19 protein-coding genes are annotated in these 21,693 nt (G+C 60.5%); 14 read left to right on the top strand and 5 right to left on the bottom strand.

All coding sequences use genetic code 11. The features are described 5' to 3' along the window. Nucleotides 1-19: 19 nt before the first annotated feature. Nucleotides 20-430, top strand: coding sequence for a DUF3151 domain-containing protein (locus tag NQ014_RS07530; protein WP_016421545.1), 411 nt, complete (start codon nucleotides 20-22; stop codon nucleotides 428-430). 97 nt (nucleotides 431-527) lie between these two features. Next, complete coding sequence (locus NQ014_RS07525; protein ID WP_257074567.1) at nucleotides 528-1,931, top strand: aromatic acid exporter family protein; 1,404 nt, start codon at nucleotides 528-530, stop codon at nucleotides 1,929-1,931. An 87-nt stretch (nucleotides 1,932-2,018) separates the two neighbouring features. Here the strand turns inward: NQ014_RS07525 and NQ014_RS07520 are convergent, their stop codons facing one another. Together NQ014_RS07520 and NQ014_RS07515 are read right to left on the bottom strand one after the other, a co-directional pair. Continuing rightward, a complete protein-coding gene (locus NQ014_RS07520) occupies nucleotides 2,019-2,711 on the bottom strand; it encodes a DUF1707 domain-containing protein (RefSeq protein WP_257074566.1) in 693 nt (230 codons plus the stop codon). 134 nt (nucleotides 2,712-2,845) lie between these two features. Further along, nucleotides 2,846-3,790: a hypothetical protein gene (locus NQ014_RS07515; RefSeq protein WP_257074565.1), complete on the bottom strand. Its 945-nt coding sequence runs from the start codon at nucleotides 3,788-3,790 to the stop codon at nucleotides 2,846-2,848. Between the two features lie 51 nt (nucleotides 3,791-3,841). Here NQ014_RS07515 and NQ014_RS07510 point away from each other — a divergent pair, with 51 nt between their 5' ends. From NQ014_RS07510 to purT, 6 genes are all read left to right on the top strand, one after another. Beyond that, entirely contained in the window at nucleotides 3,842-5,131 is a 1,290-nt protein-coding gene (locus NQ014_RS07510) for an adenylosuccinate synthase (protein WP_016421542.1), read from the top strand. A 272-nt stretch (nucleotides 5,132-5,403) separates the two neighbouring features. Continuing rightward, nucleotides 5,404-5,988 (top strand): LppP/LprE family lipoprotein, encoded by a 585-nt coding sequence (locus tag NQ014_RS07505; RefSeq protein ID WP_257074564.1) that lies wholly within the window; start codon nucleotides 5,404-5,406, stop codon nucleotides 5,986-5,988. 161 nt (nucleotides 5,989-6,149) lie between these two features. After that, a complete protein-coding gene (locus NQ014_RS07500; protein ID WP_257074563.1) occupies nucleotides 6,150-6,788 on the top strand; it encodes an LppP/LprE family lipoprotein in 639 nt (212 codons plus the stop codon). A gap of 192 nt (nucleotides 6,789-6,980) precedes the next feature. Beyond that, nucleotides 6,981-8,237 (top strand): glycerophosphodiester phosphodiesterase family protein, encoded by a 1,257-nt coding sequence (locus NQ014_RS07495; protein WP_257074562.1) that lies wholly within the window; start codon nucleotides 6,981-6,983, stop codon nucleotides 8,235-8,237. Between the two features lie 97 nt (nucleotides 8,238-8,334). Continuing rightward, nucleotides 8,335-9,366 carry a nucleoside hydrolase gene (locus tag NQ014_RS07490; RefSeq protein WP_257074560.1) on the top strand — a complete coding sequence of 344 codons (1,032 nt, stop codon included), beginning with the start codon at nucleotides 8,335-8,337 and terminating at the stop codon, nucleotides 9,364-9,366. Between the two features lie 116 nt (nucleotides 9,367-9,482). Then, complete coding sequence (gene purT, locus NQ014_RS07485) at nucleotides 9,483-10,703, top strand: formate-dependent phosphoribosylglycinamide formyltransferase (RefSeq protein ID WP_257074558.1); 1,221 nt, start codon at nucleotides 9,483-9,485, stop codon at nucleotides 10,701-10,703. A gap of 86 nt (nucleotides 10,704-10,789) precedes the next feature. Here purT and NQ014_RS07480 read toward each other — a convergent pair whose 3' ends face one another. Beyond that, entirely contained in the window at nucleotides 10,790-11,293 is a 504-nt protein-coding gene (locus NQ014_RS07480) for a phosphoribosyltransferase (protein ID WP_257074554.1), read from the bottom strand. Nucleotides 11,294-11,357: 64 nt separating this feature from the next. Beyond that, nucleotides 11,358-12,863 carry an FAD-dependent oxidoreductase gene (locus NQ014_RS07475; protein ID WP_257074553.1) on the bottom strand — a complete coding sequence of 502 codons (1,506 nt, stop codon included), beginning with the start codon at nucleotides 12,861-12,863 and terminating at the stop codon, nucleotides 11,358-11,360. Nucleotides 12,864-13,116: 253 nt separating this feature from the next. Between NQ014_RS07475 and NQ014_RS07470 the strand changes: the two genes are divergently transcribed. The 6 genes from NQ014_RS07470 (at nucleotide 13,117) to NQ014_RS07445 (ending at nucleotide 20,150) form a co-directional block, all read left to right on the top strand. After that, nucleotides 13,117-14,142, top strand: a complete 1,026-nt coding sequence (locus NQ014_RS07470) for a sulfite exporter TauE/SafE family protein (RefSeq protein WP_257074551.1) — start codon at nucleotides 13,117-13,119, stop codon at nucleotides 14,140-14,142. Between the two features lie 143 nt (nucleotides 14,143-14,285). Further along, a complete protein-coding gene (locus tag NQ014_RS07465; protein ID WP_257074550.1) occupies nucleotides 14,286-15,992 on the top strand; it encodes a nitrite/sulfite reductase in 1,707 nt (568 codons plus the stop codon). 250 nt (nucleotides 15,993-16,242) lie between these two features. Further along, entirely contained in the window at nucleotides 16,243-17,007 is a 765-nt protein-coding gene (locus tag NQ014_RS07460) for a phosphoadenylyl-sulfate reductase (protein WP_257074549.1), read from the top strand. An 89-nt stretch (nucleotides 17,008-17,096) separates the two neighbouring features. Beyond that, on the top strand, nucleotides 17,097-18,023 hold the full coding sequence (cysD, locus tag NQ014_RS07455) for a sulfate adenylyltransferase subunit CysD (protein ID WP_038626730.1): 927 nt from the start codon (nucleotides 17,097-17,099) through the stop codon (nucleotides 18,021-18,023). Further along, nucleotides 18,023-19,324, top strand: a complete 1,302-nt coding sequence (locus NQ014_RS07450; protein ID WP_048734531.1) for a sulfate adenylyltransferase subunit 1 — start codon at nucleotides 18,023-18,025, stop codon at nucleotides 19,322-19,324. The genes cysD and NQ014_RS07450 overlap by 1 nt, the downstream gene beginning before the upstream one ends. Nucleotides 19,325-19,379: 55 nt before the next feature. Further along, nucleotides 19,380-20,150 carry a sirohydrochlorin chelatase gene (locus NQ014_RS07445; RefSeq protein ID WP_257074547.1) on the top strand — a complete coding sequence of 257 codons (771 nt, stop codon included), beginning with the start codon at nucleotides 19,380-19,382 and terminating at the stop codon, nucleotides 20,148-20,150. A gap of 33 nt (nucleotides 20,151-20,183) precedes the next feature. Here the strand turns inward: NQ014_RS07445 and NQ014_RS07440 are convergent, their stop codons facing one another. Continuing rightward, nucleotides 20,184-21,572, bottom strand: coding sequence for an FAD-dependent oxidoreductase (locus NQ014_RS07440; protein WP_257074546.1), 1,389 nt, complete (start codon nucleotides 21,570-21,572; stop codon nucleotides 20,184-20,186). Between the last annotated feature and the right edge of the window lie 121 nt (nucleotides 21,573-21,693).

Here is a 21,693-nt window from a genome sequence, read left to right as displayed (position 1 = left end):
GCCTGGCACAATAGGACGCATGAAACTCAATGACATGATGGCTCCTGCTCCTGTGAAGCTCCCCGTTCTTGACGAGGCCGTTGCTGCCCGCAACGGTGGCGCAAGCCCGGAGGCCGTGGTTCGCGCATGCCCGCGCGATTCCCAGGCTTGGGCAGATTTGGCTGAAAGCGCCTTGTCCGAGGGCCAGGAGATTCAGGCCTATGCCTTCGCTCGCACTGGCTACCATCGCGGTCTGGACTTGCTGCGTGGAAACGGCTGGAAGGGGTTCGGAGCCATTCCGTGGGAGCACGAGCCGAATCGTGGTGTGCTTCGCGCCTTCGCAGCGTTGGCTAAGGCTGCTAAGGCTATCGGCGAGGATGATGAATTCGATCGCATGATGGCGTTGCTGCGTGACAGTGATGAATCCGCGCTGCCAGAACTGGGTCTTTAATCGCGCACCGAGATTCAGCGAGCACATAAAAGTGCACAACAGCACATCGGGTACATAAAAAGCGCACAGTTTTTCACATGAGGATGGTGACTTCGGCATGGCTGGCATAGCTGGTGGGGAAGATAAGGATGCCGCAGCTGCCAGGAATTTAGAGGACATTGCTCCCGCGCATGTCGACGATCTCGTCGAAGCTAAGGAAACGCAATTCGTCGAGGATAATCCACGCCCGGATTTCCAAGATTTTCGCAATACGTACCTACATCCGGCCTCCCGCGCAGCAAATAAGCTGCGTCAGAAAGTGAGGCCCCGCACGCGTTTCCTCCATGCGGTTGATCGTGTGCGCTCCCGCTGGATGCTCATTGTTCAAGCCACGCTAGCTGCCGGGCTGGCCTACTGGTTCGCACTTGAGGTACTGGGGCACCCCAACCCGTTCTTCGCGCCGATGGCCGCTTTCATCAGCCTCAACGTGATGACCGCAGGCCCTCGCCTAAAGCACTCTGTGGAGTTGGTGCTCGGCGCCTCGTTGGGAGTCGGCATTGGCGATGTGATTATCTCCATCCTCGGCTCAGGCATCTGGCAGCTGACTGTCGGTGTGTTCGTCGCCATGGTCATCGGCGTGTTTGTCGGTCGCGGTCCGCTCGTGGTGAATCAAGCGGCATCTTCAGCCGTGCTCATCGCCACCATTATTCCGCCGGGCACCGCTGGTTCTTATTACCGAATGATTGATGCTCTCGTCGGTGGTGTGGTGGGCATTATTGTGCTCATGATATTGCCGCGAAGCCCGCTGGCGGGTGCTCGCCGCAAGGTGGCGAAGGTCCTCGACATGGGTGCAGACGTACTTTATGACATCGGCATCGGCATGAAAGAGGGCGACACCGATCGCATCCGCACCGCACTGAGTGTGGTGCGCTCCATGCAGGCGCAGGTCTCGCTGATGGACCGCACCGTTGCCGACGCGGGCGAGCAGGTCCGCATCTCGCCGTTGCTCTGGCGCTCCCGGGATAGAATCCACTCGCTGTCGCGCATGGTACATCCCGTCGACAACGCCATGCGCAACATCCGTGTGCTCGCGCGTCGCGCTATCACCGCACGTGAGGACCACATCGACTTCTCGTCCGAACTGTGCGCACTTGTTCTCGGCGTGTCTGAAGGTACGCGACTGGTCAGTCATGTGCTTGACGACGAAGCCGCCGTGCGCCGAATCCCAGAGTGGGGCGAGTTGCCTTTCGAATCCGGCGACATCGCTATCGCTCAGCTTTCCGAGGGATCCGGAGAGGTCAAGCTTGAAGACGTGGTTCGGTACTTGCGTCGTCTAGCGGCGAAAATGCACCCGCGCGTCATCGAGGACGCAACGCTGTCGGAACAGGTCGTGTTTGCGCAGTCCCGCTCATTGGTGGTGGACCTGTTGCAGGTGTGCGGCCTGTCCAGGCGATCAGCTGTGGCAACGCTGCCGCCGACGACACCGTTCCCAGCAATGCCGCCGGAGGTATGGGACGAGTAGCCGGTGAGGTGTGGGCGAGTAGTGGCTCGCCAGGCGCTAGTCGGTTAATGCCCACGTGCTCCGGCCCACGTGCTGCTGCAACATGCTCTACTGCGGTACGCGCTTGACCTCGACGCCGCCGAAAGCGACAAAGCCGCGCACAATAATCTTCGGAGCCTGTCCTGTGCCAGGAACAGTAAGGTTACGTCCCGGGTTTCCAGTAACATCCGTGCCGCCGAAGATGGGCAGCACGTCGACATCAACCTGGTAGTGGTCGGGGACAATGACGTCGACTCCACCGAAGGCGCAGCCAATGTTGACGACAGTGGTTTCCGCGGTCAGGATGGCCTCGCGGAAATCCAAGCCAGTCCCGCCGAAGGCCGCCACCGTGGTGTGCGTGGGAGCGCACGTCCACGGGCCTCTCTTGTCGGTGCCGCCGAAGATGCCGATGGAGAGCTTCGAACCAGTTGCCGCGGCGGAGCTATCAATCCGAGCTGGTCGATGATTGTTGGCTGTATTCGGCGCCACCGAATGGTGCTCGTCCGGGACGCTGTGTAGGTTCGGGCGCAGGTTAGGGTTTGGGTGCGCATGTGGAGTCGGCTCGGCCAGGTTCGCGGGCAGCGACAAGTCCTGCGTCAATGCGGGCAACTCATCGATGTACGTCGCCTTTTGGGCTTTCTCGGTGCGCTCCTGCAATTCCGCAAAGTCAATCTGGCCATCGCGGAATGCCCATTCCAAGCGTTCCAGCGCAGTGTGGCGGGCTTGGTCGCCAGCGCGTAGCCGTGGGGTGTTGTCAGTCATGATGCTGTCCTATCGAGGCAGTGGCGGGCAGTGGCTTTAACACCCAAATGTTATCTGTACTCGAACTATCGCGCAGGCCACTTTCATGCAGGCCACTTTCTCACAGGCAGACCGTGACTATTGTCCCGCCGCAGTTAGTGCACAATCTGCAAGTCGCGAAGGTGTCGGTACAGAGTTTTCTTCTCTCGCGGCTTTCGAGACTCGACTCCATCGCGCACGTAACGAAAGCCCAGACCACCAACTTGAACCGCCCGACCCGTCATCGGACGGTGTAGCTCGCGGGACGGGGCTTCTTTCGCTTTACGACGGCCACCGCGACCCAATCCGAGTCGGCGCAGCAGGCCTTTGTCGCCCTCACCCTCGTTACCGATTTCCGCTTCCGGAGCCGGAACTTCGGCCGCAACGATGCCCGGGGCGTCGGGGGTAGGGCGAATCTGCAGGCCGGTGGATGTGCCGGAGAACATCTGATGCTCGTCGACATAGACCTCGCCAGTAAACCCGTTTGCCGAGGACACTCCGGTAATTCCCGGCTCCGTCAGTAGGGCGTAACCAACAATTGCGTGGCCGGTGTCATCGCGAATCAGCGGCACTGGCATCGTCGGGCGTGTGAGCGCGGCCGCCGCATCGAGCCCTTCTCCTCCTTCGATGCCCCAGTTTTTGGCCGCGGTCGAGGGCGCGGTGGGGACATGTGCCACGTCAATCCACAGGAGGTTCTTGCGCATCAGGTAGGTTGCCACGGCAGCCAGTGCCGCGTCGGTGCCAACGACCACAATTCGCAACGGCTCGCTCGGCTTTTGCGGAGCGGGTTGCGGAGCGCCTAAGTGGTCGACCTTCTTCTGCTTGGAGATTTCCTCCGGCGTCGGTGCTGTATCGATAGGCAGTACGTCCTTGGCCAGGTCGTCGATGAAAGCCAGCTCCTTGCGGGTGGGGATCATCGCGACGTCGTGAAGCGCAAAGGCGGGTGGTGCCGGAGTGTCTGGTGCTGATGGTGCGGACGGTGCTGATGTAGACCATGAGTGGCGGAGCAATTGGGAAAAAGCGGGTACATCGGGGCCACACTGCAGCACAACAATACGCATAGGACTACACTCTAATGCGTCGTCTGCAATCCCAGGAGTTGAAGTAGGACTATGGCCGCAATCATTATCGTCGGTGCCCAGTGGGGCGACGAGGGCAAGGGCAAAGCAACCGATATTCTCGGTGGCCGCGTTGACTACGTCGTCAAGCCCAACGGTGGCAATAACGCCGGCCACACCGTTGTCGTCGGCGGTGAGAAGTACGAGCTGAAGCTGCTTCCGGCGGGTGTGCTGTCGGAAAACGCTGTGCCGATTATCGGTAACGGCTGTGTGGTCAACCTCGAGGCGCTTTTCGACGAGATTGATGGTCTCGAAGCTCGCGGTGCAAAGGCCTCCCGCCTGCGCGTTTCCGGCAATGCCCACATGGTTGCTCCGTACCACCAGACGCTGGACCGGGTGACCGAGCGCTTCCTGGGTAAGCGCGCTATCGGCACCACTGGCCGCGGTATTGGCCCGACGTACGCCGACAAGGTCGGCCGTACGGGCTTGCGTGTCCAGGACATTCTGGATGAGTCGATTCTGCGCCAGAAGATTGAGTCTTCGCTGGCTCAGAAGAACCAGATTCTGGTCAAGCTGTACAACCGCCGCGCCATCGACCCGGATGAGGTCTTCGATTACTTCATGGGCTTCGCCGATCGTCTGCGTCCGATGATTATCGACTCGGAGTTTGAGCTCAACCAGGCTCTGGACGCTGGTAAGCACGTCCTCATGGAGGGCGGCCAGGCCACCATGCTAGATGTCGACCACGGCACCTACCCGTTCGTGACTTCCTCGAACCCAACCGCTGGTGGTGCCTGCGTGGGTACCGGTATCGGCCCGACGAAGATTACTTCGGTGCTGGGCATCATGAAGGCCTACACCACCCGCGTCGGTGCTGGCCCGTTCCCGACGGAGCTGTTCGACAAGTGGGGCGAGTACCTGCAGACCACCGGCGGTGAGGTCGGAGTCAACACCGGCCGTAAGCGCCGCTGTGGTTGGTACGATTCGGTGCTGGCTCGCTACGCCGCGCGCGTCAACGGTTTCACGGATTTGTTCATCACCAAGCTGGACGTCCTGACCGGTATCGGCGAGATTCCGATTTGTGTCGCTTACGACGTTGATGGCGTGCGTCACGACGAAATGCCACTCACCCAGTCGGAGTTCCACCACGCTGTCCCGATTTACGAGACCATGCCTGCGTGGGATGAAGACATCACTGGCTGCCGCACCTTCGACGAGCTGCCGGACAAGGCCAAGGATTACCTGAACCGACTGGAGGAGCTCTCCGGCGCTCGCATTTCTTACATCGGTGTTGGCCCGGGTCGTGACCAGACCATCGTTGTTCACGACGTGCTGGACAACTAGCGCTGGGCAACTAGCGCTGGGCACTTAGCCTGGGGGTCAGTGGCGAACTAACCGGAAAATAGTCCGGCTTTCGACCCGGCTTTATCGAACTGTTAGATAAAAAATCTTCGGTGCCGAAACTGCTGGCTGCTGTAAAAAAGAACATTTGCTAACCACGCGAAGGCTCTGGGAATTGTCAGTTGCCCCTGGCATCCCAGAGTCATTTTTGTATCGTAGGCCTCACCGCGTGGTCCAACGACAGAAGTCCAAACGGCAGAAGGCGTGTGGTTTTCATGCAAAACACAGGACACCGAGTACAACGACTGGCAAGTTCCGCCGTGCTTTCCGGCGCGATGGTTTTCTCCGCAGTAGGTGGAGCAGTTGCAGATCCTGCGGCTCAGGCAGAACCGGCCCCAGCGCCGGCACCGGCTCCGGCAAAGTCGGATAGCTGTACCCCGAACCCGGCTGCACCTGAAATCCAGGAGGCCCTGGATAAGGTCAACAGGGAGCGTCCGAATAACCATGATGGATGGAAGTACACTGGCACCTCCAACTTCAGCCCGTGTAGCGATTTGAGTTTTGCTCTCGCAGATCAGGCAAAGCAGGGCAGCGCTCAGTCCTCCACTGTGCTGTTGATGTTCCACAAGGGTGAGTTCATTGGTACGGACTCTGACCGGCCTCAGCACATCAATAAGGTGACGCCGACCCCTGATGGCAAGAACATCTCGGTCATCTACCACGACTGGGAAGCCCAGGAGGCCGCAGGTGCGCCGAACGCTGATGCGGCCAAGTTCACCTCTAATGTTCACTTCTTCTGGAACGGCGATCACGTCGTCCATGAGGGCAAGATTCCCGGCGGCGCGAAGCCCGCTTCCTAAGGACTTCCGAGAATTTTCGAGAGCTTTCGAGAATTCTTGGACACTCTCGGGGGCTCTTGAGTTTTCCAAGTAAACTCAATTCAGAGTCGGACATGAGAAAGTAATGCTCCGTCGTAGCGAAGTGCTTGAGAAAACTTGAGAGAACAGAAGAGGTTCCAGCCATGAGTGGTCATTCAGTTCGTCGCGGGTCGATGCTGGTTAGCGCGGCGGTCGCAGGTGTAGTGGCTTTGTCCGGTTGCTCCACTGATGAGACCGCAGCACCGACCTCTGCTTCTCAGGTAGATAAAGAAACGACCACCATCACTACGACCACCACTGTCGAGGATGACAGTGAAAGTGCAGATACCCCCAATCCGGATGTCGATGACAACGACTCCGATGGGGGTTCTTCTGCGCCAACCCAGGAAGAGGCTTTCGAAGAAGCGGTTGCCGACCTGAACTCAATGGAAGGTGGCAATGGCAGCGGTTGGACAGTCACGGACGATACGAACTGGGATACCACCAGCGAGTTGACCTTTGCCTCAGCAGTACAGAATGAAATTCCCCATTCAACTACCGCTGGTGCAGTGCTGCTGTTTCATAAGGGCGAGTACGTGGGTACCGCCGGTGGTCCGCAGACAATCAACTCGGTCGAAGGCGATGGCAAAACTGTGACCGTCAATTTCTTCGATGTCAATAAAATGATCGAAGACGGCGGTGCCTTCGCCTTTAAAGACCAGTACAACGCTCCCGTTACGTACTCCTGGGATGGGTCAGAGGTTGCTCAAGAAGGCGAGATTCCGAAGGCAGAGGGAAATTAAACGCTCACCCCGCGCTCGCTCCAGATGCGAGTGCTGTCAGGCCGTTTTAAAGTAGTGGCGCACCACACAGTTTTCACCCAGATTTCTGTGTTCCGTAAACCTCCGACGGTAGTTTGCCGACACTGTGTTGTCGGTACTATGCCGTCGCTATGAAGTCGCTAATACTACGCCCAAAGAGGAAAATCACCGGCCATGTCTTCTCGCAACTCATCTGACTCCATGTTTGACGAACGGACCAAGCAGAGCGAGCAGCCTCAGAATTCACGCGTCCACGGCACGCGCCGCGCAATCGCGGCCATCGCTATGGGCGCGTTTGCTATTTCTCCTATTGCAGCCTGTAGCAATGATGCGGACAACGACGCGGCATCGTCGTCAAGCAGTGCAAGCGCGGTTAGCACTACGTCGAGCGAAGAGAAGACCTTTGAGAAGCAGCAGGTCGCTGAGCTGAATGCGGCCGCGAATGTGCGGCCGGCTGCGATGGCTAAGCTGCCGGAGGGTTTTGATCTGCAGTCGCACCGTGGTGGTCGCGGTGAGTGGACGGAGGAGTCCAAGCAGGCGATGGCCAACTCGCTGGAGCTGGGCGTTACGACGTTGGAGCTGGACATTGTCCTGACGAAGGATGGCGTGCCTATGGTCTGGCACGATCCGGAAATCCAAGACGATAAGTGCTCGGACACTGAGCCGGTGACGGAGGGGGATCCGCAGTACCCGTACGTCGGCAAGCTCGTGCACGATCTCACCTATGAGCAGATCCAAACCCTGGTCTGTGACAAGAAGCTCGAGGACTTCCCGGATGCGGAGCCAATTAAGGGCAACAGGATGATGACCCTGCCGGAGCTGTTCGAGCTGGCTAAGGACAACCAGGACATCCACTTCAACATTGAGACCAAGATCGAGGGCGAAAAGCGCGCTGACTCTGCAGAACCGCAGGAGTTCGTCGATGTGATTCTCGACGAGATTGACCGCGCGGGTGTGGCTGATCGTGTGATGATTCAGTCCTTCGATTGGCGCTCGCTGCCGCTGGTCGCGGAACGGAACCCGGAGATTCCGCTGGTCATGCTGTGGGACGAGACCACCTGGAAGAAGGATTCTCCTTGGATCGGCGATGTCAATTACGACGAGGTTGACGGCGACATTATCGAAGCCGCCAAGCAGCTTGGCGTGCAGGTGCTCTCACCGACGCACAGCATTCCCTACGGCAAGACACCGTCGGATTCTGACTACCACCCGGTCGCCATGCCGGAGCTGATTTCCCGCGCGCACGAGGCCGGCATGAAGGTAGTGCCGTGGACGGTGAATGAAAAGGAGACCATGCGCGAGCAGATTGCCGCTGGTGTCGATGGCATCATCACCGACTACCCGACGCGACTGCGCGAGGTCTTGGCCGAGCTGAAAATGCCGCTGCCGGAGCCCGCTCCGGTGGGTGATGCAGCGATGGCGACGAACTAGTAAACCCGGCCAGCACCAGCGAAAACTCGTCTGTATCCCTGTTTTTGCCCGTGTTTAGCTCTGCGGGCCGAGCGTGTTTCGTGTCACACTTGACCTTATGACGCGTTTGAAAGTGCTTGCCGACGTTGACACGGGTATCGATGACAGTCTTGCTCTCGTCTACCTCGCGGGGTTGCATACCGCAGGTGAAATTGAGCTGGTGGGTGTGACCTGCGCAGGTGGTAACACCACTGCGGCATGGTCCGCTCGCAACACCAAGTACATGTTGAATCTCTGCGGTTGTCCGGAGGTTCCGGTTGTCAGCGGTTTCGAGGGGCCCGCTGACCGTGAACTGACCACCACGCCTGAGACGCATGGCCCGTACGGGCTGGGCTATAACCTGGCGCCACCGGCCGTCATCTACGAACCGGGGCGCGCAGGAGCGGCGGATCCGCTGGCGCTGTGGCGCCAGGTCATCGAGCAGGCGCGGTCGACGGGGGAGAAGGTGCACCTGCTGGTCACTGGTCCTATGACCACCTACGTGGCCGCTTTGAAGAAGTACCCAGAACTCATGCGGGAGCTCGACGGCGTGACCATTATGGGCGGTGCTGTGGAGTACCACGGTAACGTTACCGAGTTTGCGGAATGGAACTTCTGGGTCGACCCCACCGCGGTCAACGAGGTCTTCGGCACCGCGGGCGCTGTAGCCGTCGAGCACCCGGAGGATGCCGTGCGCAGCATCGCCACCGCCGCAGGCGCGCCGGTGCCGACGCTGGTTCCGCTCAATGTCACCGAGACCATCACTATCAGCGATGTCGAAATTGAGTCCTGGCGCGATGCCGGTATGAACCCGGAGCTGCTGCGTGTTCTGCGTCGCTCGCTGAAGTTCTACTTTGAGTTCCACCAGGGGGTGGGGGTCGGTTACAAGGCGCAGGTCCATGACCTCTTTGCTGCAATGGTGGCCGTCGGTGCGGTGACCGGGGAAGCGGAGAAAATGCGTCTCGTGGGCGTCGATAAGCGAACCTTTGCAGATGAGCCAGCACGCCGTGGTCAGGTGGTGGAGGATTCAGCCGGTGCGGTGGCGAATGTCGTCCTGTCCGCTGACCGTGAGGTGGCGCTGGCTGAGTTCCAGCGGGTGTTCCCGCGATAGGTTCCCGCCCGTGCCCGGCACGGTGAATCCGCTCGCTGTCGTATGCTGGAGGCAATCAATTTAACAGCTGCTGGTTGCGCAGCGTATGTGCCGTAGACGAAAGCGAGTTTATCTCGATGTTCACCCCTGAAGTCACCGGAACCCCGTACCAGCCGGGAGCAACGCGAGTTCTGCTGCTCGGCTCTGGCGAGCTCGGCAAGGAGGTGACCATTGCTTTCCAGCGTCTTGGCGTTGAGGTGCACGCTGCCGATCGCTACGAGCATGCACCGGCACACCAGGTAGCTCACCGCGCCTACGTGTTGAATATGTCGGACCCCAGTGCACTGCGGGACCTGATTCTCCAGGTCAAGCCTCACTTCATCGTCCCTGAGATCGAGGCCCTGGCAACCGAGGTGCTGGCAGAGGTTGAGGAAGATGAGACGCTGGACGTCACCGTTATTCCGACTGCACGGGCGACTCAGCTGACCATGAACCGAGAGGGTATTCGCCGCCTGGCTGCGGAAGAGGTCGGGCTGCCGACTTCCCGTTATCACTTCGCCTCCAGCTTTGATGAGTTCACCGCCGCTGTCGATGAGATTGGCTTCCCATGTGTGGTCAAGCCGGTCATGAGTTCCTCGGGCAAGGGACAGTCCACGCTGCGTTCGCCGGAGGATGTCCAGGCTGCGTGGGATTACGCCATGAGTGGCGGCCGCGTCGAGTCCGGTCGCGTCATCGTGGAGGGCTTCGTCGATTTCGACTACGAGATCACGTTGCTGACCGTGCGTTCCGTTGATCCGGAGACCGGCGAGGGAGCAACGTGGTTCTGTGAGCCAATTGGGCACCGTCAGCAGGACGGTGACTACGTTGAGTCCTGGCAACCGGCTGCCATGAGCGAAAATGCCCTGGACAATGCACGCTCTGTCGCCGCGCGCATCACCAACGCGCTGGGCGGTCGCGGTATCTTCGGCGTCGAGCTCTTCGTCCGCGGCGATGAAGTGTGGTTCTCCGAGGTCAGCCCGCGCCCGCATGACACCGGCATGGTCACCATGGGTACGCAGCGTTTCTCCGAGTTCGAGTTGCACGCGCGCGCAGTGTTGGGTCTGCCTATCGACGTCACGTTGGTGTCCCCGGGAGCCTCCGCAGTTGTCTACGGCGGTGCTGATATCGAGCAGCCGGGCTACACCGGCCTGGCGGAGGCCATGGCTATTCCGGAGACTGATATTCGTATCTTTGGTAAGCCGGTTGCCGGTCCGCGTCGCCGCATGGGCGTTGCTGTTTCGACCGCAGATTCTGTCGACGCTGCTCGTGAGCGTGCATCGGAGGCGGCATCAAAGATTAAGGTCGTCGAACTGGGCTAGTTCGACGACCTAGTGTGCGCTGCTGGTGTTGCTTGGGAAAAGAACGCTGCAGCGCACTTTTTTGTGCGCCTCCGGCAGCGCGTGAGTTATTTGGACTTCTGCACCGGTGGTTCGGCCGACCAGGGGAAGACGATCCAGTCATCGGTGTGCTTCCAGACGTAGTCCGGTGCAATCTCCGAGCGGGACTTGCCGTAGAGCACAGCGGAGCGGACTTCAGCGCCGTGCTTCTTGAGCAGGTCGAGCACCAGGTGCAGCGTGCGACCGGAGTCGGCCACATCGTCGACGACCAGCAGGCGGCGGTTGGAAATCGATTCGACGTCCAGCAGCGGCTCCAGCAGTACCGGGTCCGGCAGGGTCTCCGCCACGTCGGTGTAGAACTCGACGTTGATGGCGTCAGAGAGCTTGACGCCCATGGTGTAGCTGAGTGCGCCTGCTGGCAGCAGGCCACCGCGGGCCACGGCGATAATAATCTCCGGGTCGAAGTCCGAGTCGACAATCTGCTGTGCCAGTTCACGGGAGGCGACGCCGAAGCCTTCCCAGGTCAGAACTTCCTTGACGTCCAGGTTGGATGAGTCTGCATGATAAGCCATGTATTAACTCTAATCCGAAGATCGACTGACGTGCACAATCAACTGTCCGGTTAGACCCGATGCGCTAGCTCGCGACGGTCTCCACAACCGCTTCGTGCACAGCTTCGGCCACGTCATCGGCATCTGGCTGCTTTGCGACGACCGTGGAGGCCGCAACCATGTCAGCCCACTCGACCAGCTTCTTGCGCTCGCGGCCCTCGGCTTCGCCCGCGGCACGCTCGGCGGCATCGAGTGCGTGCCAGCCCTCCCAGGTGGTGACCTGGAGGCCCTTGTCGGCCAGGAACTCGTCGACGTCGTTATGCGTGGGCTTTGCAGGTGCGGCCAGGCGACCTGCCTCCCAGTCGGCGATGAGGTTGCCGACAGTTTCGTTGGCGTCGCCCTTGGTGTTACCGATTAGGCCGACCGGGCCACGGCGAATCCAGCCGGTGGTGTACAGGCCTTGGATGTGGTTGCCGTCGACGTCGTCAAGCACGCGTCCGCCGGCATCTGGGATGGTGTGGGTCTCGGTGTCGAACGGTACGCCGGTGACTGCGTCGGAGCGGTAGCCGACTGCGCGGTAGACCGCACCTACCGGCCATTCGGTGAACTTGCCGGTGCCGCGGACGCCACCCTCGCCGTCGAGTTCGGTGCGTTCGGTGCGGATAGCGCTGACGTGCTGTACTCCATCCTCGCCGGTCTCGCCGATGATTTCGACAGGCGACTCGAAGAAGTGGATGAAGAGCTTGTGCGGGGCGCCCTTTGGCTCGCGGATGGCGTAGTTTTCCAGAATCGTACAGACCTGATCGGTGATCTTGGACTCGCGACGGGACGTTTCGGAGGCGGCATCGTACAGGATGTCCTCCGGATTCACGACAACCTCAATGGTGTCGGAGTGGTCCAGTTCCTTCAGCTCCAGTGGAGTGAACTTTGCCTGAGCCGGACCGCGACGGCCGAAGACGTGAATTTCGCGGGCGGCATTCTTTGCCAGGCCATCGTAGACGTTGTCGGCGATTTCGGTGACGTGCAGCTCATCGGCAGTCTTGGCGAGAATGCGGGCGACGTCGAGGCCCACGTTGCCGACGCCGACCACAGCGACCGACTCAGCGGAGAGCTCCCATTCGCGAGCAAACTCCGGGTGGGAGTCGTAGAAACCTACGAACTCACCGGCGCCGTAGTGCTCCGGCAGGTCCGAGCCCGGGATGTTCAGATCGCGGTCGCCGGTCGCGCCAGTGGCAAAGATGATGGCGTCGTAGAACTGGCGCAGTTCATCGACGCTGACCTGCTTGCCGACGTCCACGTTGCCCAGCAGTCGAACCTGCGGCTTGTCCATCACTCGGTGGAGGGACTTAATGATGCCCTTGATTCGCGGGTGGTCTGGCGCAACGCCGTAGCGGATGAGACCGAACGGCACTGGAAGGCGCTCGTAGAGGTCAATGGCGACGTCGCGGCCGGACTTCATCAGCGCGTCGGAGGCGTAAATGCCGGCCGGACCCGAGCCAACCACGGCTACACGCAGTGGCGTGGTGGAGTTGGCGAGATCGGGCAGTGAGGAAGCGGCCGTGTTCTGGGCTGCAGTCTGGTCGTTGGTCATTGAGTGGAATCCTTTTTCTACGTTTTCTTTGTCGCGATTGCTTATCGTAGACCAATCGGTCTATGCTTGCTGAAACAGAATATAGACAAACTGGTCTACAAAAAGCAAACACAAAACACCGCAAGAATCACTGCTTTGGCTTGAGAGGGTGTTGCTGCGCATCGCTTCTGCTGAATGAGCTCTGATAGGGCTCGTCGTGCGGGCATCGTGGCAACGGCAGGCTCTGGTTGGGTAAGCGGGGGAAGGGCTTGTCATGGAAAAACTCATAGTCTTCGTGCTAATCGGCCTTGGCGCGCAATTAGTTGACGGCACTCTGGGGATGGCGTTCGGTGTCACCGCTACTTCGCTGTTTATTGTTGCTGGTAGTAGTGCTGCCACTGCGTCGGCGGTGGTTCACGTAGCAGAGGTGGGTACGACACTGGCCTCCGGTATTTCGCACTGGCGGTTCGGCAATGTCGACTGGCGACGCGCACTGAGCCTTGGTGTGCCGGGTGCTATCGGCGCCTTTATTGGTGCGACCTTTTTGGCCAATCTCGACGGTGACGCCGCGACGCCTGTGACCTCGACAATCTTGCTTTTCCTCGGCCTGTGGGTGATTATCCGCTTCGCCTTTTTGGCCAATGTTAAGCGCAAGAAGAAGGCCTGGGGGGCGAAGAAGCTCGCTCCTCTAGGGCTCTTTGGTGGCCTGCTTGATTCCACTGGAGGCGGTGGCTGGGGGCCTGTTACCACCTCAACTTTGCTCGGTGCTGAGGCTGACCAGCCGCGCAAGATTATCGGTACTGTCTCTGCGGCGGAGTTTCTCGTTGCCTCGGCGGCTGTACTGGGCTTTTTGCCCAAGCTGCGGGAGGAATTCACTCAACATGCTGCACCGGTAATTGGTTTGTTGTGCGGTGGTGTCATTGCGGCACCTTTGGCTGCGTACCTGGTGGGACGCATTAATCCGCGCCTGCTTGGAATTGCGATCGGCGGCGTGTTGGTGGGGTTGAATATCCGCACTCTGTTCTCGTCGCTCGTTTCAGGGGGCGTGCTGGCAACGGTGCTGCTCGTGTGGGCTTTTGTTGTCGTCGCGCTGGTGCTGTGGGCGCGTTCGCACGACACCCTTCCAGGGCTGCGCCAGCGGGTCCAACTTGAGTCGACTTCTCAGTCTCCCTCGGCTGATGTGCCTAGTTCTGAATCTCCATCACCCGCTTCGGTTGATGCTGGGGCTGAGGAAGCTTCTGGAGGTGTCAAAGTGGGCGTGGAAAACGGTGTCCACGTGGGTGAAGCGGGGGTCCGCTAGGTGTCCGAGCGTGTCCCGGCTTGCACTAGCCAGACTGGTCGGTCTAATGTTGCCTGCAATACAACGTAGACCAAACGGTCTATAAAAATTAGAAACTAATTCGGTCAACGAGAACAAAAACGAAAGTGATTCGGTAGATTCCCATGAGCTCTCCTACGAAAACCGCCGAGCGTCCGGCTTCCGCAGCGGCTACCCGACGTAAGAAGCGTGCACCGAAGCCACAGGGGCAGTGGCTTATCGACGGCCGCGAGCCACTTAATGACGACGAGCGCATTAAGAAAGAAGATGCCGGCTTTGCCGTTAAGCAGCGTGTTATCGACACCTACTCCAAGCAGGGGTTTGACTCCATCCCCGCGGAGGATCTAGCTCCGCGCTTTAAGTGGATTGGTCTCTACACCCAGCGCAAGCAGGGTCTTAGTGGTGAGCACACCGGTGTGAAGACTAACGCCGAGTTGCAGGACAAGTACTTTATGCTCCGCGTTCGTCTCGATGGTGGTCAGACCACCACTGAGGGCATTCGCACCATCGGCGAGATTTCCCGTGACTTCGCCCGTGACACTGCGGACTTCTCCGACCGTCAGAACGTCCAGCTGCACTGGATTCGCGTCGAGGATATGCCGGAGATCTGGGACCGCCTCGAGCGGGTTGGTCTCGACACCAACTTTGGCTGTGGCGACGTTCCCCGCGTTATTCTAGGCAGCCCGGTTGCCGGTGTTGCGGCCGATGAAATTGTCGACGGCACCAACGCTATTCGCCGTATTAAGGAGGAGTACCTCTCCGGCGACGAGTTTTCCAACCTGCCGCGTAAGTTCAAGTCCGCAGTTTCCGGTTCCCCGCGTCTCGATGTCACCCACGAAATCCAGGACGTTGCCTTCGTCGGTGTCAATCACCCAGAGCACGGCCCCGGTTTCGACGTTTGGGTCGGTGGCGGTCTTTCCACCAACCCGATGCTCGCCCAGCGTCTCGGAGCCTGGGTCCCAGAGGACGAGGTTCCCGAGGTATGGGCGGGCGTGTGCCGCATCTTCCGTGACTACGGCTACCGTCGCCTGCGCAATCGCGCGCGTCTGAAGTTCCTCGTTGCCGAGTGGGGCGCGGAGAAGTTCCGCCAGGTACTCGAAGACGACTACCTCAACCGCAAGCTTATCGACGGCCCCGCGCCCGAGCCTTTCGAGGGCGACCGTGACCACATCGGCGTGCACAAGCAGGCCGACGGTCTCAACTACGTCGGTGTTAAGCCCGCAGTTGGCCGTGTTCCGGGCTCTGACCTGGTCAAGCTCGCCGACATCGCCGAGCGCCACGGTGTTTCCCGCGTCCGCACCACCGTGATGAAGGAGCTCATTCTCCTCGACGTCGCCGACGACCAGGTCGACTCCCTGCTCGCAGAACTCGACGAAATTGGCCTGTCTGCCAAGCCTTCTGCTTTCCGACGGGGCATCCTGGCCTGCACCGGCCTGGAGTTCTGCAAACTCGCACTTGTCACCACGCGCCAGCGCGCAATTGATCTGGTGGGCGACTTGGAGGAACGTCTCGGTGATCTCGACGTCCCAATCACCATCGCGCTCAATGGCTGCCCGAATGCCTGCGCCCGCACACAGATTGCCGACATTGGCCTTAAGGGTCAGATCGTCACCGACGATAAGGGCAACCGTGTCGAGGGATTCCAGGTTCACCTCGGTGGTTCGCTGGGGCTCGACGCCAACTTCGGCCGCAAGGTTCGCGGACACAAGGTCACCTCGGCAGAACTGGGTGACTACATCGAGCGCGTCGTCAATCACTTCAAGGAGCAGCGCCATGAGGGTGAACAGTTCCGCGAGTGGATTGTCCGTGCTGATGAGGAGGACCTGAAGTGAGTGAATCTCCCAATGGGGTTCGGTCGCAGGGGTCGTCGGCAAGCGAAAAAGACGAGACGCCAGCGCGACTGGGGATCGGTGGCCGAAGCGCACACCCCAATCCGAACCGGGGCGCGGTGATGCATTGCCCTTACTGCGGCGGTGATGATCTGTGGCCCGATGTGGAAACCGATTACGCCTGGCAATGCCGCGAATGCTGCCGGGTATTCACAGTGAAACTGCACGGACATATCGATAGAAAGGTGGCGTCATGAGCACGGGACTGAAAACCGCTGAGGTCATTAAGACTCAGGAGGCGCTCGCGCGTGAGGACGTGCTGGACAACCCGGAAACTGCTCGCCGTCTGATTGAGCTCGCACTGGAGTGGGGCTCCAAGCTGGAGACCGCCACTGCTGGGGAAGTACTGGAATGGGGTGCGGAGCACCTGCATACGCCACTGGCTGTGACCCTGTCGATGCAGGACACGGTATTGGCGGAACTGGCTGCTCGGCACGCGCCGGAGGCAGATCTGATTTTCCTGGATACGGGTTACCACTTCCCGGAGACCCTCGACGTGGCAGAGCAGGTCGCACAGCGTTACGACAACCGACTGCTGTCGATTGAGCCGAAGCGCACCCGCGCCGAGCAGGACGCCGAAGAGGGCGTTGATCTGTACAAGACCGACCCGACGCGATGCTGCGCACTGCGGAAGGTCGAGCCGCTGTCAGCCGTGAAGCGCCCTTACGAGGGCTGGGTCACAGGTCTGAAGCGCGTCGACGCGCCGACCCGCGCACACACGCCGGTACTGGAGATCGACAAGACTGGTCGCATCAAGCTCAACCCGTTGGCCACCTGGACAGATGAGGATGTTGCCCAGTACATCGAGGACAACGACCTCATTGTGCATCCGCTGACGCTTCAGGGGTTCCCGTCGATTGGCTGTGCGACATGCACCGCGCGAGTGGCAGAGGGCGCGGATCCGCGCTCGGGCCGCTGGGCGGGCTCCGAGAAGACAGAGTGCGGATTGCACCTCTAGTTCGAGCCACTAGCCGCCCGCCGATAACCGATATCAGCTAAAACAGCGCAGTTACAACAGCCAACACAGCCCCAAGAGAAAGAACCCCCATGACTAGCTCAACCACCGTTTCCGTACAAAACCGCCTCGACCCGCGGCTTGCCGAGCTGGAAGCCGAGGCCATCGACATTATTCGCCAGACCGCCGGTCAGTTCGACCGTCCGGCACTACTTTTCTCCGGCGGAAAGGATTCCGTCGTCGTGCTCGAGCTGGCCAAGCGCGCCTTCGCACCGGCGGGTATCCCGCTGGAGCTGCTCCACGTCGACACTGGCCACAACTTCCCCGAAGTTATTGAATTCCGCGACAAGATTGCCGCTCAGCCGGGCATCAAGCTGCACGTAGCCAAGGTCCAAGACTGGATCGACAGCGGCGTGCTCACCGAGCGTGCCGACGGCACCCGCAACCCCTTGCAGACCGTGCCGCTGGTGGAGACCATTGCCAACCGCGGTTACGATGCCGTTCTCGGTGGCGCCCGCCGCGATGAGGAGAAGGCTCGCGCAAAGGAGCGCGTGTTCTCCGTCCGCGACTCCTTCGGCGGTTGGGATCCACGCCGTCAGCGCCCTGAGCTGTGGGGTCTCTACAACGGTCGCCACGCCGCCGGAGAGAACGTTCGCGTTTTCCCGATCTCGAACTGGACCGAGGCCGACGTCTGGGCCTACATCGAAGCCCGTGACATCGAACTGCCACCTATCTACTTTGCCCACGAGCGTGAGGTGTTCAACCGCGGCGGTATGTGGTTGGCGCCGGGCGAGTGGGGTGGCCCCCGCGACGGCGAGACCCTCGAAGTTCGCACTGTCCGTTACCGCACTGTCGGTGACATGAGCTGCACCGGCGCTGTCGAATCGACTGCCACCACTATTGCGGAGGTCATGGAGGAACTTCGCACATCCAAGCTCACCGAGCGCGGCGCTACCCGCGCAGATGACAAGTTGTCCGAATCCTCCATGGAAGACCGCAAGAAGGAAGGTTACTTCTGATGAGCCAGCCAAATTCCCCAGCTACCCTGATTACCGCTGACCGCGCCACTCGCGCTCGTCGCACTCTTCGCCTGTGCACCGCTGGCTCCGTCGACGACGGCAAGTCCACCTTCGTCGGTCGCCTGCTGCACGACACGAAGAACATCCTCGCTGACCAGTACGAGGCCGTCGTCGCCTCCTCACAGGCGCGCGGTCAGGAAAACCCTGACCTGTCGCTGCTGGTCGACGGTCTGCGGGCTGAGCGTGAGCAGGGCATCACCATCGACGTTGCCTACCGCTACTTCGCCACCGATGTCCGCTCGTTCATCCTCGCCGACTGCCCTGGTCACGAGCAGTACACCCGAAACACAATTACCGGTATGTCCACCGCCGAGGCCGTCGTTTTGCTTATCGACGCGCGCAACGGCGTCGTGACGCAGACCAAGCGTCACGCAACGGTGGCCGGTCTGCTGGGTGTTCGCCACGTAATCTTCGCTGTCAACAAGATTGACCTGCTGGACTACAGCGAAGAGGCCTTCCGCAAGATTGAGTCGGATGTGGCAGCACTAGCAGAGCGCCTGGGTCTGCAGAACACCTTCGTTGTTCCAGTGTCGGCTCTGGTCGGCGACAACATTGTCGATTCTTCTGAGCACACCCCGTGGTACGAGGGTCCGACCGTGCTGGAGCTGCTGGAAAACCTCAACATCGGTGCCGACCTGGAAACCGATGCCGAGGCTGACCTGCGCCTGCCCATCGACTACGTCATTCGCGATCATGCCACTGAATACCGTGGTTACGCCGGCCGTATCGCCGCAGGTAGCGTGCGTGTGGGCGATGTTGTCTCCGTAGACGCCAACCGTCAGGCTACGGTCACGAAAATCACCGTGGCAGCTGAGGATGTCACTGAGGCCGTGGCCGGCCAGTCGGTGGCCATCAGCCTGGATGCCGAGTTCGACCTCGCCCGCGGTGATCTCATCAGCGGCACCCGCCCGGAAGACGTGCGCCGTTTCTCCGCCGTGGCCGTCCACCTTGCGGACAAGCCGTTGGCAGTCGGTCGCGTCGTAGAGGTGCGCTACGGTGCCGCGTTGGTGCGTGGTCGTATCGCTTCCGTCGATGCGCTCATTGACATCGAAACCGGTGAGCCCACCGGTGTGGCTGATCAGCTTGCAGTCAACGACGTCGCTGAGATCACCGTCGAGGTCGCACAGCCGCTGCCGGTCGATGCCTACCGCGTCGGTGGTCGCGTCGGTGCGTTCCTGCTCATTGAGCCGGGCACCGGTGACACTCTCACCGCAGGCCTCGTGCGTGGCGCTGCCCAGTAGAGCTGCCAGGTAGAGAAACCAGAAAGCACAGCTAGCGAGCCTGAGGAGACCATCGATGACCGCACTGATTCTGCTTGCGCACGGTTCGCGACACCCCGAGACCAAGCCGGTGCTCGAAGACGTGGTTGCGCTCGTGCGCGAGAAGATGCCGCTCACCCGCCTGGATGCGCCCTCTCAGATTCGTCTCGCCTGGCTGGACCTCGACGAGCCCTCGCTGGATGCCGTCTGTGCTGAGCTCGCCGCTGCCGGCGAGACTCAGGCGCTGGCTGTACCGCTGCTGTTCACCGATGCGTTCCACTCGCGAGTCGATGTTCCCGAGCAGGTTCGACTCTGCGATCGGCATGGTGTTGACATCACAGTGGCTGAAGGTCTCGGGCTTGGCGACGGCACGAGGCGCGCCGTCGTAAAGCGAATCATCGAAGCGGCGGAGAATGCATCTTTTTCCTGGCCGGTCGATGCGCTGGTGATGGGGGTCGGATCCTCTGATGAGGATGCCAATGCGGCGGTGCACCAGTTTGCGGCAAATCTTGGCGGGATGCTGCCGGGACATGTGAGCGCGGCATTCGTGGTCGGTCCTGAGAAAATCAAGGGAGCCGATGCTGTGGCCGTGGCACAGGAGCGCGCGGCGAAGCGCGGACGCGGACTCGTAGTGGTGCCGCTGTTTACCGCGCCGGGCCTACTGTGGGATCGAGTCATCGATGCGGGCGCTGCCGACGGTGCTGGCCAGGTGGCTTTTGGTGAGCCATTGGCCGAGCTGTTGGCGCCGATTGTGTGCTGCCGCTGGGACTCGCGCGCCGCGTACACGGACGTGAAGGTAGTGGCGTAGCCGGCGCCTTTTATCCGCCCTAGTTACTCGCCGTTACTCGCCCTTGGAGTGGGTGACCATCTCATCCCACTCGACATACTTCTTGCGTTCGCGGCCCTCGGCCTCGCCAGCGGCGCGTTCGGCAGCATCGAGCTTGTGCCAACCTTCCCAGTCCAGGTAGTCGATACCCTTGGACTCCAGCAGCTCGTTGACAGCGGACAACTCCGGCTTCGACGGGTTGAATTTCTTGCCCTCAGCGGCATCGGCCAGCAGATTGGCCACGGCCTCGTTGGCATCGCCCTTGGTATTACCAATCAAGCCGACCGGTCCGCGGCGAACCCAACCGGTGGTGTAGAGGCCAGTGATGGCCTCGGCTGCTTCATCCTCGGTGTTGTCGGATTCGATGACTCGACCACCGACGTTGGAAATGACATTCTTCACGTTGTCGAACGGGATACCCGGCAGCGCATCAGAGCGGTAGCCCACGGCGGAGTAGACAGCGCCGACCTTCCAGTCGGTGGTCTCGCCGGTCGGCTGCAGCCCGCCAGCACCGTCGTATTCCATGCGCTGAGTGCGCAAGCCTGTCACATGCTGCTGGCCGTCGGCCCCCTCCTCACTGAGGATTTCCACTGGCGACTCGAAGAAGTGAATGTAGAGCTTGTGCGGTGCGTTCTTTGGCTCACGGATGGCGTAGTTCTCCAGGATGGTGCAGACCTGGTCGGTGATCTTGGAGTTGCGACGCATAATCTCGGATGCGGAGTCGTAATCAATATCGCGCGGATCGACAACGACCTCGACGTTCGGTGAGTAGTCGAGTTCCTTGAGCTCCAGCGGAGTGAACTTTGCCTGTGCTGGGCCGCGGCGGCCGAAGACGTGGACTTCCTTGGCCTTATTTGTCTTCAGAACCTCGTAGACATTGTCCGGAATCTCTGTGACGTGCAGTTCCTCACCGGTCTTCGCCAGGATTCGAGAGACATCCAGCGCGACGTTGCCGACGCCGACGACGGCCACGGACTCCGCTGAAAGGTCCCAGGTGCGCTCAAAGAGCGGATTGCCGTCGTAGAAGCCCACGAATTCGCCTGCGCCGAAGTGCTCCGGCAGGTCCGCTCCCGGAGTCGGCAGTGCGCGGTCGCCGACGGCACCGGTGGCGAAGATGACGGCGTCGTAATGCTCCTTTAATTCGTCGAGCGTGATGTCCTTGCCGAACTCAACATTGGAAAATAGGCGCAGCTCCGGCTTTTCCATCACACGGTGCAAGGCCATGATGATGCCCTTGATACGTGGGTGATCGGGGGCGACGCCGTAGCGGATTAGACCGAATGGAGCCGGCATCTTTTCAAACAGATCGACTTCCACGTCAGTACTGGATTTCATCAGTGCATCGGAAGCATAAACACCGGCCGGGCCAGAGCCAATTACGGCAACGCGGAGCGGGCGATTCATGAAGCGTGTCCTTCTTTCTCTAATGCTTTACGACGGCCACGAGGCCGCGGCGTAAGTAGCTGCCAGCGGTGACCTCGTGGGGAAAGGAGTTATTAGTGAGCTATCGGTTTATTCGACATTC

This window comes from Corynebacterium sp. 5QC2CO (assembly GCF_024580435.1).
GTDB lineage: Bacteria > Actinomycetota > Actinomycetes > Mycobacteriales > Mycobacteriaceae > Corynebacterium > Corynebacterium jeikeium_D.
Note: the sequence above shows the minus strand (reverse complement) of the source record. Positions and strands in the feature narration are given on the sequence as shown.

Coding starts and splice junctions, on each gene's coding strand:
- NQ014_RS07495 (WP_257074562.1), top strand. CDS start 6,981: ATGTCTTCTCGCAACTCATCTGACTCCATGTTTGACGAACGGACCAAG.
- NQ014_RS07465 (WP_257074550.1), top strand. CDS start 14,286: ATGAGCTCTCCTACGAAAACCGCCGAGCGTCCGGCTTCCGCAGCGGCT.
- NQ014_RS07525 (WP_257074567.1), top strand. CDS start 528: ATGGCTGGCATAGCTGGTGGGGAAGATAAGGATGCCGCAGCTGCCAGG.
- NQ014_RS07480 (WP_257074554.1), bottom strand. CDS start 11,293: ATGGCTTATCATGCAGACTCATCCAACCTGGACGTCAAGGAAGTTCTG.
- NQ014_RS07500 (WP_257074563.1), top strand. CDS start 6,150: ATGAGTGGTCATTCAGTTCGTCGCGGGTCGATGCTGGTTAGCGCGGCG.
- NQ014_RS07490 (WP_257074560.1), top strand. CDS start 8,335: ATGACGCGTTTGAAAGTGCTTGCCGACGTTGACACGGGTATCGATGAC.
- purT (WP_257074558.1), top strand. CDS start 9,483: ATGTTCACCCCTGAAGTCACCGGAACCCCGTACCAGCCGGGAGCAACG.
- NQ014_RS07475 (WP_257074553.1), bottom strand. CDS start 12,863: ATGACCAACGACCAGACTGCAGCCCAGAACACGGCCGCTTCCTCACTG.
- NQ014_RS07470 (WP_257074551.1), top strand. CDS start 13,117: ATGGAAAAACTCATAGTCTTCGTGCTAATCGGCCTTGGCGCGCAATTA.
- NQ014_RS07510 (WP_016421542.1), top strand. CDS start 3,842: ATGGCCGCAATCATTATCGTCGGTGCCCAGTGGGGCGACGAGGGCAAG.
- NQ014_RS07530 (WP_016421545.1), top strand. CDS start 20: ATGAAACTCAATGACATGATGGCTCCTGCTCCTGTGAAGCTCCCCGTT.
- NQ014_RS07460 (WP_257074549.1), top strand. CDS start 16,243: ATGAGCACGGGACTGAAAACCGCTGAGGTCATTAAGACTCAGGAGGCG.
- NQ014_RS07505 (WP_257074564.1), top strand. CDS start 5,404: ATGCAAAACACAGGACACCGAGTACAACGACTGGCAAGTTCCGCCGTG.
- cysD (WP_038626730.1), top strand. CDS start 17,097: ATGACTAGCTCAACCACCGTTTCCGTACAAAACCGCCTCGACCCGCGG.
- NQ014_RS07520 (WP_257074566.1), bottom strand. CDS start 2,711: ATGACTGACAACACCCCACGGCTACGCGCTGGCGACCAAGCCCGCCAC.
- NQ014_RS07515 (WP_257074565.1), bottom strand. CDS start 3,790: ATGCGTATTGTTGTGCTGCAGTGTGGCCCCGATGTACCCGCTTTTTCC.
- NQ014_RS07445 (WP_257074547.1), top strand. CDS start 19,380: ATGACCGCACTGATTCTGCTTGCGCACGGTTCGCGACACCCCGAGACC.
- NQ014_RS07450 (WP_048734531.1), top strand. CDS start 18,023: ATGAGCCAGCCAAATTCCCCAGCTACCCTGATTACCGCTGACCGCGCC.
- NQ014_RS07440 (WP_257074546.1), bottom strand. CDS start 21,572: ATGAATCGCCCGCTCCGCGTTGCCGTAATTGGCTCTGGCCCGGCCGGT.